5 protein-coding genes, 3 tRNA genes and 3 rRNA genes are annotated in these 12,535 nt (G+C 49.5%); 2 read left to right on the top strand and 9 right to left on the bottom strand.

Annotation, left to right across the window (positions count from 1 at the left end; all coding sequences use genetic code 11):
- Positions 1-7: 7 nt before the first annotated feature.
- Positions 8-718: a class I SAM-dependent methyltransferase gene (locus AB8809_RS05655; protein ID WP_181830612.1), complete on the bottom strand. Its 711-nt coding sequence runs from the start codon at positions 716-718 to the stop codon at positions 8-10.
- A 44-nt stretch (positions 719-762) separates the two neighbouring features.
- On the opposite strand from AB8809_RS05655, the gene gloB reads away from it, so the two are divergent.
- Complete coding sequence (gene gloB / locus AB8809_RS05650; protein ID WP_349856576.1) at positions 763-1,518, top strand: hydroxyacylglutathione hydrolase; 756 nt, start codon at positions 763-765, stop codon at positions 1,516-1,518.
- A gap of 71 nt (positions 1,519-1,589) precedes the next feature.
- Positions 1,590-2,963, top strand: coding sequence for a murein transglycosylase D (mltD, locus tag AB8809_RS05645; RefSeq protein WP_015841303.1), 1,374 nt, complete (start codon positions 1,590-1,592; stop codon positions 2,961-2,963).
- Between the two features lie 68 nt (positions 2,964-3,031).
- On the opposite strand, the gene AB8809_RS05640 is transcribed toward mltD, so the two are convergent.
- The 8 genes from AB8809_RS05640 to clpB all read right to left on the bottom strand — a co-directional run bounded on the left by AB8809_RS05640 (position 3,032) and on the right by clpB (position 12,409).
- Positions 3,032-3,799, bottom strand: coding sequence for an endonuclease/exonuclease/phosphatase family protein (locus AB8809_RS05640; protein WP_219607274.1), 768 nt, complete (start codon positions 3,797-3,799; stop codon positions 3,032-3,034).
- Between the two features lie 240 nt (positions 3,800-4,039).
- Positions 4,040-4,116: transfer RNA gene (locus AB8809_RS05635), tRNA-Asp, on the bottom strand.
- A 52-nt stretch (positions 4,117-4,168) separates the two neighbouring features.
- Positions 4,169-4,284 (bottom strand): 5S ribosomal RNA (rrf, locus tag AB8809_RS05630).
- Between the two features lie 134 nt (positions 4,285-4,418).
- Positions 4,419-7,325, bottom strand: a 23S ribosomal RNA gene (locus AB8809_RS05625).
- A 209-nt stretch (positions 7,326-7,534) separates the two neighbouring features.
- A tRNA-Ala gene (locus AB8809_RS05620) sits at positions 7,535-7,610 on the bottom strand.
- A 42-nt stretch (positions 7,611-7,652) separates the two neighbouring features.
- A tRNA-Ile gene (locus tag AB8809_RS05615) sits at positions 7,653-7,729 on the bottom strand.
- 73 nt (positions 7,730-7,802) lie between these two features.
- Positions 7,803-9,342 (bottom strand): 16S ribosomal RNA (locus tag AB8809_RS05610).
- The 16S, 23S and 5S rRNA genes sit together here with 3 tRNA genes alongside, the layout of an rRNA operon.
- Before the next feature lie 493 nt (positions 9,343-9,835).
- Positions 9,836-12,409, bottom strand: a complete 2,574-nt coding sequence (gene clpB, locus AB8809_RS05605) for an ATP-dependent chaperone ClpB (protein ID WP_349856803.1) — start codon at positions 12,407-12,409, stop codon at positions 9,836-9,838.
- Positions 12,410-12,535: the final 126 nt, after the last annotated feature.

The following is a 12,535-nucleotide window of genomic DNA, read 5'->3' as shown; positions in this document are numbered from 1 at the left end:
GTCCGCCTCATCTCCGATATATCTTTGTTGCGCCCACCGTGCGGCGCACTGATGCTTTACGCAACCGCGCCCTCATCGGCGTAAACGTCAGCGGAACCGTGCGCTTTCGGGCAATAATCAGCGTCAGGCACCCTAGCATCGGGATATGCTTATTCAACTTCCCTTTATTTCTTCGCCATGGCGTAACGTGAAAATGCGTCTGGTGGATAACCTCATAGTTCAATAGTCCCAGCCAGTCCGTGATGCGCATTTGAGTAAACATACGACTGCAATAAGGATGTTTTTTATTGAGTCTGGGAATCAATTTACCCAGACCAACGAGGCTGATCGGATTAAACGTGCTCAAGATTAACCAGCCATCGTCAACCAAAACACGGTCAACCTCACGCAACACACGATGCGGATCTGAGGAATAAGATAGCGTTTGGGCAAGCAGGCAAGCATCGATCGACTTTTCAGAGAAAGGTAATTGATGAGCATCAGCCACGACATGAAGATTATCACCGTGTGGAGCCACGTTAACCTGATGCGCAATCGCGCACTCCGTTATGTTGATTTCCGCACTCAGCGCCCCGACCTTGATAAGATGGAAACCAAAGAGTTTTGGCCACCACGACGACAAAGCCAGCTCAAGCGACTCGCGATAAAACTGCCCGCAGGTGATATCATCCCATGAATCAGGTGCAACAATGGTCTGAGGGATTTGTGCCGATTTCATCTTCTGTTCTCGTCCTCAGGCTACTAGCAAATAAGAGGTGATGAATGAATCTTATCAGTATCCCCGCACTTCAGGACAACTACATTTGGCTATTGAGCAATAAAGAAAACCGCTGTGTGATCGTCGATCCTGGTGAAGCGTCACCAGTGCTTGACGCACTCGCTCAGCACGCACTTTTTCCTGAAGCCATCTTGCTCACTCATCACCATAACGACCACGTGGGGGGCGTTCATGAACTCCTCAAACATTACCCTAACCTGCCTATTTTTGGCCCAAAAGAAACCGCTAAATGTGGCGCAACCAGCCTGCTTAAGGAAGGAAATACCGTCTCTTTGTTAAATTCGGAATTTTCTGTAATTGAGGTCCCGGGACACACATCTGGTCATATTGCCTACTATAATGCGCCATTTTTATTCTGTGGCGACACTCTGTTTTCAGCGGGATGCGGTCGTATCTTTGAAGGCACTCCTCGGCAAATGTATGAATCAATTCAAAAAATAGCAGCGTTTCCTGATGATACGGTAGTCTGTTGTGCACATGAATACACGCTATCAAACTTAAGGTTTTCTAATGCGATATGGCCTGAAGATCAAAGTATTGAAGCTTATCTTCATGAAATCAGTCAGATACGAGAAAAATCGCAGTCAAGTTTACCAACAACATTAGGACTAGAGAGAAGAATCAACCTATTTCTTCGCTGCCATGAATTTGATTTAAAAAGAAAATTATCAAAAGAACCTGAAAATATAGAGAATTGGCAAGTTTTTGAGATGCTACGCAGCAAGAAAGACTGCTTCTGAAGGTTTAGGTTGTGCTATTCCTCTAATCAAAGTATCCTTGCTCGTCTTTTAAGCAAACTATTGACCAACATATGAAGGCTAAAGCGATAATCATCGCCTCAGTCTTGCTGGCGGGTTGTCAGGTTTCCCCCCATGACACCTCGCAACCCAAACAGCATGCACAGAGTTTGTCTTCGGCAAGTCAAGGTGAAGCAGGAAAGTACACAGATGGTCGAGAGGCCTCTGCGCGATGGCTAGATGACGATAGCCTCGCGCAACGAGATCTGTGGAACTTCATTGGCGACGAGCTGAAGATGGAGGTTCCGGATAACGCCCGGATCCGCGAGCAAAAAACGCGTTATTTGAAAAATAAGAGCTATCTCCACGATGTAACATTACGGGCAGAGCCGTACATGTACTGGATAGTCGAGCAGATTAAGCAACGTAAAATGCCGATGGAACTGGTACTGCTACCCATAGTGGAGAGCGCTTTTGATCCAAGTGCCACATCATCCGCCAACGCCGCTGGGCTATGGCAGATTATCCCTGGCACAGGACGTAATTATGGTTTGAAGCAGAACCAATGGTACGACGGACGTCGCGATGTGATTGCATCCACGACGGCAGCACTGGATATGATGCAGCGGCTCAACACCATGTTTGATGGCGATTGGTTATTAACCGTTGCTGCTTATAACAGTGGTGAAGGCCGCGTTATGCAGGCGATGAAAGCGAATAAAGCGAAAGGGAAATCAACCAACTTCTGGGCACTGGCGTTACCGCGTGAAACGTCAATTTATGTTCCTAAGATGCTGGCCTTGAGCGATATTCTGAAAAACAGTAAGAAGTACGGCGTGAATCTGCCGCAACCCAATGAAAGCCGCGCATTAGCAAAGGTTGAGTTGGGACAGCAGATAGAACTGACACAAGCCGCTGAGATGGCTGGTCTGTCGTTGAATAAGCTAAAGAGCTATAACTCGGGCTATAAGCGTAATGTAACCGCACCAAATGGGCCACATTACATTATGGTTCCTAAAGCTCACGTTGAGCAGTTGAAAGATTCACTGGCTGATGGAGACATCGCAGCGATTCAACCAACACGCTTGGCACAAGCACAGACAACGCCAGTATCACAGCAGTATAAGGTACGCTCAGGTGATACCTTATCGGCAATAGCTGCACGGCTTAATGTCAGCACAAAAGATTTGCAGAGTTGGAACAATCTGCGTAGCGCTGGTGCGCTCAAGGTTGGTCAGACGCTACAAGTTGCCAAAGCTTCGGGCAGTAGCAGCTCTATCACCTATCAAGTTCGGAAGGGTGATTCGCTGGCAAGCATTGCTAAACGCCACGGCGTAAATATCGCTGATGTGATGCGCTGGAATACTGTAATCAACAAGAATGCCAACATTCAGCCAGGCGATCGTCTGACACTTTATGTTAGCAGCAATATAAAGCCTGATTCTTAACGTCATATCAGAATCAGTAACAAGAAACAGCCCTTCTGCAGATGTAGAGGGCTGTTTTTTTATGGCAATTAAACCAGACTAAATTCGACGAGCAGTGGGTTATGATCTGAAGCCTGGGTCACCAATACAGAGGACTGATTTACGGTCAGTTCTCGATAAAAAACGAAATCTAGCGGCCGCCCAAACGCCTTGCGTCGCTGATCATCAACGAAAGATACCTCTTGCAACCCCATCCTTGTCGCAAAACGATTAAGTGCGTTGATACGTTGCTGACTCCATGCATTAAAATCCCCAGCCATAATCGCCGGCCCCTGATGATGCAGGAGCTGTTCCCCAATTGCAGCCAACTGCTTCGTGTACACTTCAACACCAAAGCTAAAGTTAACGGCATGGATATTGATGACCATCAGTCTCTGCCCATTCTGAAGCGCATAGACCGTCACCAGAGAGGATTTGGCTAAACGCAGCAAAGGCTCCCTCTCGCGCAGAGGACAGCAATACACGGGCTGAGCGGCTGATAGCGTCATCACACCAGATGGATGTTGTGGAAGAATAATGGCGGGCACCTGATCGGCAGAGAGATAGTTAGTGGTTGCAAAACGGATAAGGTCTGGCGTACTTTGCGCCTCCTGCAACAGGACTAGCTGAGTACCTTTGCCGAAATTCTGTAAAACAGAAAGCCAGTTCATTCGTTGTTGCTTAAAAATGTTCCACACCATTACACGTAAAACATCTCCCTCAAGCAACAATGAGCCTGTCGGTAGCGATTGCCCCGGATAATGCATTTCCCCGGGAGGAAAGATACGCTCAGCTGGTTGGCCGGCAACATACCTCATTGCATAGTTTTTTTCCGCACGCCTTATCCACTATCAGTTTTAATACACTTAATACCCTATCAAAAAAGAGTGCCCTTCTGTTATAAGAATTTTATCGCAGACTTGCAATGTACGCTTGGAGATCGGGAAGGAAAAAATGCAATGGTGAGCAAAGAGAAAGAGAGGAATCCATCTAAAAGCTTTAATATTTAAATATGCAAAAAGCCCTAAGCGTTAACTTAGGGCTTTTTACAAAATAAGTGGCGGAACGGACGGGGCTCGAACCCGCGACCCCCTGCGTGACAGGCAGGTATTCTAACCAACTGAACTACCGCTCCACCGAATTTCTCTACAACCACCAGATTGCTCCGGCTTACTGCTTAATTTGATGCCTGGCAGTTCCCTACTCTCACATGGGGAAGCCCCACACTACCATCGGCGCTACGGCGTTTCACTTCTGAGTTCGGCATGGGGTCAGGTGGGACCACCGCGCTATCGCCGCCAGGCAAATTCTGTTTTATTCCGACCGTTACTTAACATGACTTTTTTCTTTGTCATCTCCGTAACCATCAGAACCAATCTTTGAACAAGCTGAATATCGTTCTCTATGAGTCGTCTCACAAAACACCTTCGGTGTTGTAAGGTTAAGCCTCTCGGGTCATTAGTACTGGTTAGCTCAACGTATCGCTACGCTTACACACCCAGCCTATCTACGTCGTCGTCTTCAACGGCCCTTCAGGGGCATCTAGTGCCCAGGGAAGACTCATCTCGAGGCAAGTTTCCCGCTTAGATGCTTTCAGCGGTTATCTCTTCCGCACTTAGCTACCGGGCAATGCAATTGGCATCACAACCCGTACACCAGTGGTGCGTTCACTCCGGTCCTCTCGTACTAGGAGCAACCCCTCTCAATCTTCCAACGCCCACGGCAGATAGGGACCGAACTGTCTCACGACGTTCTAAACCCAGCTCGCGTACCACTTTAAATGGCGAACAGCCATACCCTTGGGACCTACTTCAGCCCCAGGATGTGATGAGCCGACATCGAGGTGCCAAACACCGCCGTCGATATGAACTCTTGGGCGGTATCAGCCTGTTATCCCCGGAGTACCTTTTATCCGTTGAGCGATGGCCCTTCCATTCAGAACCACCGGATCACTAAGACCTGCTTTCGCACCTGCTCGAGCTGTCACTCTCGCAGTCAAGCTAGCTTATGCCTTTGCACTAACCTCCTGATGTCCGACCAGGATTAGCTAACCTTCGTGCTCCTCCGTTACGCTTTGGGAGGAGACCGCCCCAGTCAAACTACCCACCAGACACTGTCCGCAACCCGGATTACGGGTCTACGTTAGAACATCAAACATTAAAGGGTGGTATTTCAAGGTTGGCTCCATGCAGACTGGCGTCCACACTTCAAAGCCTCCCACCTATCCTACACATCAAGGCTCAAGGTTCAGTGTCAAGCTATAGTAAAGGTTCACGGGGTCTTTCCGTCTTGCCGCGGGTACACTGCATCTTCACAGCGAGTTCAATTTCACTGAGTCTCGGGTGGAGACAGCCTGGCCATCATTACGCCATTCGTGCAGGTCGGAACTTACCCGACAAGGAATTTCGCTACCTTAGGACCGTTATAGTTACGGCCGCCGTTTACCGGGGCTTCGATCAAGAGCTTCGCCTTGCGGCTGACCCCATCAATTAACCTTCCGGCACCGGGCAGGCGTCACACCGTATACGTCCACTTTCGTGTTTGCACAGTGCTGTGTTTTTATTAAACAGTTGCAGCCAGCTGGTATCTTCGACTGATTTCAGCTCCATGAGCAAGTCACTTCACTTACCATCAGCGTGCCTTCTCCCGAAGTTACGGCACCATTTTGCCTAGTTCCTTCACCCGAGTTCTCTCAAGCGCCTGAGTATTCTCTACCTGACCACCTGTGTCGGTTTGGGGTACGATTCGGTGTTACCTGGAGCTTAGAGGCTTTTCCTGGAAGCGTAGCATCAGTTACTTCATCACCGTAGTGACTCGTCATCACGCCTCAGTGTTAATGATGACCCGGATTTACCAAAGTCACCCACCTTCACGCTTAAACCGGGACAACCGTCGCCCGGATAACCTAGCTTTCTCCGTCCCCCCTTCGCAGTAACACCCAGTACAGGAATATTAACCTGTTTCCCATCGACTACGCTTTTCAGCCTCGCCTTAGGGGTCGACTCACCCTGCCCCGATTAACGTTGGACAGGAACCCTTGGTCTTCCGGCGTGCGGGTTTTTCACCCGCATTATCGTTACTTATGTCAGCATTCGCACTTCTGATACCTCCAGCAACCCTCACAGGCCACCTTCGCAGGCTTACAGAACGCTCCCCTACCCAACAACACTAAGTGTCGCTGCCGCAGCTTCGGTGCATGGTTTAGCCCCGTTACATCTTCCGCGCAGGCCGACTCGACCAGTGAGCTATTACGCTTTCTTTAAATGATGGCTGCTTCTAAGCCAACATCCTGGCTGTCTATGCCTTCCCACATCGTTTCCCACTTAACCATGACTTTGGGACCTTAGCTGGCGGTCTGGGTTGTTTCCCTCTTCACGACGAACGTTAGCACCCGCCGTGTGTCTCCCGTGATAACATTCTTCGGTATTCGTAGTTTGCATCGGGTTGGTAAGTCGGGATGACCCCCTAGCCGAAACAGTGCTCTACCCCCGAAGATGAGTTCACGAGGCGCTACCTAAATAGCTTTCGGGGAGAACCAGCTATCTCCCGGTTTGATTGGCCTTTCACCCCCAGCCACAAGTCATCCGCTAATTTTTCAACATTAGTCGGTTCGGTCCTCCAGTTAGTGTTACCCAACCTTCAACCTGCCCATGGCTAGATCACCGGGTTTCGGGTCTATACCCTGCAACTTAACGCCCAGTTAAGACTCGGTTTCCCTGCGGCTCCCCTATTCGGTTAACCTTGCTACAGAATATAAGTCGCTGACCCATTATACAAAAGGTACGCAGTCACACCCCGAAGGATGCTCCCACTGCTTGTACGTACACGGTTTCAGGTTCTATTTCACTCCCCTCGCCGGGGTTCTTTTCGCCTTTCCCTCACGGTACTGGTTCACTATCGGTCAGTCAGGAGTATTTAGCCTTGGAGGATGGTCCCCCCATATTCAGACAGGATGTCACGTGTCCCGCCCTACTCATCGAACTCACAACTTGTGCATTTTTGTGTACGGGACTATCACCCTTTACTGTGCGACTTTCCAGACGCTTCCACTAACACACAAACTGATTCAGGTTCTGGGCTCTTCCCCGTTCGCTCGCCGCTACTGGGGGAATCTCGGTTGATTTCTTTTCCTCGGGGTACTGAGATGTTTCAGTTCCCCCGGTTCGCCTCATTACGCTATGTATTCACATAATGATAGTGTGTCGAAACACACTGGGTTTCCCCATTCGGGTATCGTCGGGTATAACGCTTCATATCAGCTTACCGACGCTTATCGCAGATTAGCACGCCCTTCATCGCCTCTGACTGCCTAGGCATCCACCGTGTACGCTTAGTCGCTTAACCTCACAACCCGAAGGTGTCTTTGATAAATCAAAGTCACTGTCGCGCTGCGATTATTTGAGAGACTCATTGACAGACTGCATCGCCATCGACACCCAAAGGTATCAACGCACGTTCAGCTGTCATGTTTCAATTTTCAGCTTGTTCCAGATTGTTAAAGAGCAAAATACTTCGCAGCATACTGTTTCCAATACGCTCTGAAGTCTTTTTAATGGTGGAGCTATGCGGGATCGAACCGCAGACCTCCTGCGTGCAAAGCAGGCGCTCTCCCAGCTGAGCTATAGCCCCATCGTTGCTTACAGATACCTTAGATACCACTCACGGAAGAGTTGGTAGGCCTGAGTGGACTTGAACCACCGACCTCACCCTTATCAGGGGTGCGCTCTAACCACCTGAGCTACAAGCCTATTAAGGTATTTCTGCTCGTTATTTTCATCAGACAATCTGTGTGAGCACTTCACTTAACGCACATCTTCTTGGTAAGGAGGTGATCCAACCGCAGGTTCCCCTACGGTTACCTTGTTACGACTTCACCCCAGTCATGAATCACAAAGTGGTAAGCGCCCTCCCGAAGGTTAAGCTACCTACTTCTTTTGCAACCCACTCCCATGGTGTGACGGGCGGTGTGTACAAGGCCCGGGAACGTATTCACCGTAGCATTCTGATCTACGATTACTAGCGATTCCGACTTCATGGAGTCGAGTTGCAGACTCCAATCCGGACTACGACGTACTTTATGAGGTCCGCTTGCTCTCGCGAGGTCGCTTCTCTTTGTATACGCCATTGTAGCACGTGTGTAGCCCTACTCGTAAGGGCCATGATGACTTGACGTCATCCCCACCTTCCTCCAGTTTATCACTGGCAGTCTCCTTTGAGTTCCCGGCCGAACCGCTGGCAACAAAGGATAAGGGTTGCGCTCGTTGCGGGACTTAACCCAACATTTCACAACACGAGCTGACGACAGCCATGCAGCACCTGTCTCAGAGTTCCCGAAGGCACCAAAGCATCTCTGCTAAGTTCTCTGGATGTCAAGAGTAGGTAAGGTTCTTCGCGTTGCATCGAATTAAACCACATGCTCCACCGCTTGTGCGGGCCCCCGTCAATTCATTTGAGTTTTAACCTTGCGGCCGTACTCCCCAGGCGGTCGATTTAACGCGTTAGCTCCGGAAGCCACGCCTCAAGGGCACAACCTCCAAATCGACATCGTTTACAGCGTGGACTACCAGGGTATCTAATCCTGTTTGCTCCCCACGCTTTCGCACCTGAGCGTCAGTCTTTGTCCAGGGGGCCGCCTTCGCCACCGGTATTCCTCCAGATCTCTACGCATTTCACCGCTACACCTGGAATTCTACCCCCCTCTACAAGACTCTAGCTTGCCAGTTTCAAATGCAGTTCCCAAGTTAAGCTCGGGGATTTCACATCTGACTTAACAAACCGCCTGCGTGCGCTTTACGCCCAGTCATTCCGATTAACGCTTGCACCCTCCGTATTACCGCGGCTGCTGGCACGGAGTTAGCCGGTGCTTCTTCTGCGGGTAACGTCAATCGGTGAGAGTATTAATCTCACCGCCTTCCTCCCCGCTGAAAGTGCTTTACAACCCGAAGGCCTTCTTCACACACGCGGCATGGCTGCATCAGGCTTGCGCCCATTGTGCAATATTCCCCACTGCTGCCTCCCGTAGGAGTCTGGACCGTGTCTCAGTTCCAGTGTGGCTGGTCATCCTCTCAGACCAGCTAGGGATCGTCGCCTAGGTGAGCCATTACCTCACCTACTAGCTAATCCCATCTGGGCACATCTGATGGCAAGAGGCCCGAAGGTCCCCCTCTTTGGTCCGAAGACGTTATGCGGTATTAGCTACCGTTTCCAGTAGTTATCCCCCTCCATCAGGCAGTTTCCCAGACATTACTCACCCGTCCGCCGCTCGTCACCCGAGAGCAAGCTCTCTGTGCTACCGCTCGACTTGCATGTGTTAGGCCTGCCGCCAGCGTTCAATCTGAGCCATGATCAAACTCTTCAATTTAAGATTTGTTTGATTTGCTGAACTCGTCAGCGATGCTCAAAGAATTAGTAACTGTTTATTCGTAATGAATTTACTGTTGTTCACTCTTCAAGACTTTTTATATCGTTAAGATACGGTCTTGTGAGTGCCCACACAGATTGTCTGATTAAATTGTTAAAGAGCAGTGCCACATCTTCCGTGGCGCGGGCCGCATATATTATGCGTTTCCGCTGTGAAGTCAAGTCATTACTGACCGCCTTCGTTGAATCTTCTTCTGTCACACCAACTTCGTAAGTCGCTGTTGCCGTGTCAGTGGAGGCGCATTATAGGGACTTCTCGCCGCCTGACAAGCGCTAAATGCAAAATAATTTTCAACCGTTCAAAAACAAACCAAAAGACACCATTTCGCATACTTCACATACAGAAAGTGAATACAATATGAGCTCACTATATAAAAACGGGGGTATCCATTAACGAATGCCCCCGTTTGCCGCTTACCGTTTCACGCACATGATTACTGCCGTGCGACTATCTGTTCACCTTCAACATCTAATGTGATCGGTTTACCGGGGATCAATTTTCCCCCAAGTATCTGCTGAGCAAGTGGGTTCTCTATCAGTTGCTGTATCGCTCTTTTAAGCGGACGCGCACCATAGACAGGATCAAACCCGACCTCTCCGAGCATATCTAAAGTTGCATCCGTAATCGTGACGCTATATCCACGCTCTTCAAGACGTTTGTATAGTCTCTGAAGCTGAATTTTTGCGATCGACGTAATGTGCGCTCTTCCCAGTGGATGGAATACCACAACCTCATCAATACGGTTAATAAATTCAGGACGGAAGCTGTGGCTAACAACTTCAAGAACCATATCTCTCATTTCGGTATAACTGCGCTCACCAAAACGTTCCTGAATAAGGTCAGACCCCAAGTTTGATGTCATGATGACCACTGTATTACGGAAGTCGACCGTTCTGCCCTGACCATCAGTAAGACGACCATCATCCAATACCTGAAGCAAGATGTTGAACACATCAGGGTGGGCTTTTTCGATCTCATCCAGCAAAATGACCGAATAAGGACGACGGCGTACCGCTTCCGTCAGATATCCCCCTTCTTCGTAACCGACATATCCAGGAGGCGCCCCGACCAAACGTGAAACCGAGTGTTTCTCCATAAACTCAGACATATCGATACGCACCATGGCGTCGTCACTGTCGAAGAGGAAAGTCGCCAGCGTTTTACAAAGTTCTGTTTTCCCAACGCCAGTTGGACCAAGGAACAGGAACGATCCAATTGGACGATTAGGGTCAGATAGCCCTGCCCGGCTGCGACGGATAGAGTTCGCTACCGCTTCGACGGCTTCGTTCTGCCCAATCACACGCTGATGCAGCTCATCTTCCATGCGCAATAATTTTTCTTTCTCGCTTTCCAGCATGCGAGAAACAGGAATACCAGTCCAACGCGCCAGCACATCAGCAATTTCAACATCTGTTACTCTATTACGCAGCAAATGCATCGTTTTTCCTTCTTGCTGCGTTGCTGCTGCCAGTTGTTTCTCTAGTTCAGGGATTTTGCCGTATTGCAGCTCAGACATTCTCCCCAGATCGCCCTGACGGCGAGCCTGTTCTAGGGCAATTTTCGCCTGCTCTAAGGACGCCTTAATATTCTGTGTTCCCGTGAGTGACGCTTTTTCTGCTTTCCACTCTTCTTCTTGCTGGGAATATTCACGCTCTTTCTGGTCTAGTTCCGCACTCAGCAATTCAAGCCGTTTTTGGCTAGCTTCATCAGATTCTTTTTTCAGCGCCTGTTGCTCCAGCTTTAACTGGATGATCCGGCGCTCAAGCCGATCGAGAGGCTCTGGTTTTGAATCAATCTGAATACGAATGCTAGACGCCGCTTCATCAATCAGGTCAATCGCCTTATCCGGCAACTGACGATCCGCGATATAGCGATGGGAGAGCATGGCCGCCGCCACAATCGCCGGGTCAGTAATTTGTACGTGGTGATGCAATTCATAGCGCTCTTTCAGCCCACGTAGAATGGCAATGGTGTCCTCAACGGTAGGTTCTGCGACAAACACCTTCTGAAAACGGCGCTCAAGCGCTGCATCTTTTTCAATATACTGCCGATACTCATCCAGAGTTGTCGCCCCGACGCAGTGCAGCTCACCACGCGCCAACGCAGGTTTTAGCATATTACCCGCATCCATAGCGCCATCGGCTTTGCCCGCGCCCACCATCGTGTGGAGTTCATCAATAAACAGAATGACGTTGCCTTCCTGCTTAGACAAATCGTTGAGCACGCCTTTCAAACGCTCTTCAAACTCACCACGATATTTCGCGCCAGCCACCAGCGCGCCCATATCCAGTGAAAGGACTCGCTTGTTTTTCAAGCCTTCAGGCACTTCACCATTAACGATACGCTGGGCTAACCCTTCAACTATTGCGGTTTTACCCACACCGGGTTCACCAATTAATACCGGGTTATTTTTGGTCCGACGCTGTAAAACCTGAATAGTGCGGCGAATCTCTTCATCACGCCCGATCACAGGATCGAGCTTGCCTTGTTCCGCACGTTCCGTGAGATCAATTGTGAATTTCTTCAATGCCTGGCGCTGATCCTCAGCCCCTTGGTCGTTCACTTGCTCCCCTCCTCGCACTTGATCAATCGCGTTTGTTACCCCTTGCTGCGTAACACCCGCCTTTTTCAATATATCTCCCAACGTGCCGCGAGACTCCAGCGCAGCGAGCACGAAAAGTTCCGAAGAGATAAAGGTATCGTTACGCTTTTGCGCCAGCTTGTCGCACATATTTAATACGCGGACTAACTCGCTTGAAGGTTGGACATCACCATCGGTACCTTCAACCTGAGGCAAACGCTTGATTGCCTGATCGATTTCGGTTTTCAGGTGATTAAGATTGGCTCCGGCAACAGTCAGAAGTGGGCCAACAGTTCCACCATCCTGATGAAGCAAAGCGCTCATCAAGTGAAGGGGTTCAATAAACTGGTGGTCACGCCCAAGGGCGAGAGACTGAGCATCAGCAAGAGCAAGTTGGAATTTGTTGGTAAGACGATCCAGACGCATAACTCCTCCCATACACTGGTCAAAATTGCTACTGGAGATTAAATGAGGTCATCCCTCAAAAATTTCAAGGTTATTTTGCCAGTCGTGACAGGATTTAAACGTTACTTGTCCTGGACCGTCTTAATT

It is taken from the genome of Pectobacterium aroidearum, from assembly GCF_041228105.1.
Classification (GTDB): domain Bacteria; phylum Pseudomonadota; class Gammaproteobacteria; order Enterobacterales; family Enterobacteriaceae; genus Pectobacterium; species Pectobacterium aroidearum.
Note: the sequence above shows the minus strand (reverse complement) of the source record. Positions and strands in the feature narration are given on the sequence as shown.

Excerpts from the sequence above, each read along its gene's own strand:
- gloB (WP_349856576.1), top strand. The coding sequence starts at position 763 with ATGAATCTTATCAGTATCCCCGCACTTCAGGACAACTACATTTGGCTA.
- AB8809_RS05655 (WP_181830612.1), bottom strand. The coding sequence starts at position 718 with ATGAAATCGGCACAAATCCCTCAGACCATTGTTGCACCTGATTCATGG.
- AB8809_RS05640 (WP_219607274.1), bottom strand. The coding sequence starts at position 3,799 with ATGAGGTATGTTGCCGGCCAACCAGCTGAGCGTATCTTTCCTCCCGGG.
- mltD (WP_015841303.1), top strand. The coding sequence starts at position 1,590 with ATGAAGGCTAAAGCGATAATCATCGCCTCAGTCTTGCTGGCGGGTTGT.
- clpB (WP_349856803.1), bottom strand. The coding sequence starts at position 12,409 with ATGCGTCTGGATCGTCTTACCAACAAATTCCAACTTGCTCTTGCTGAT.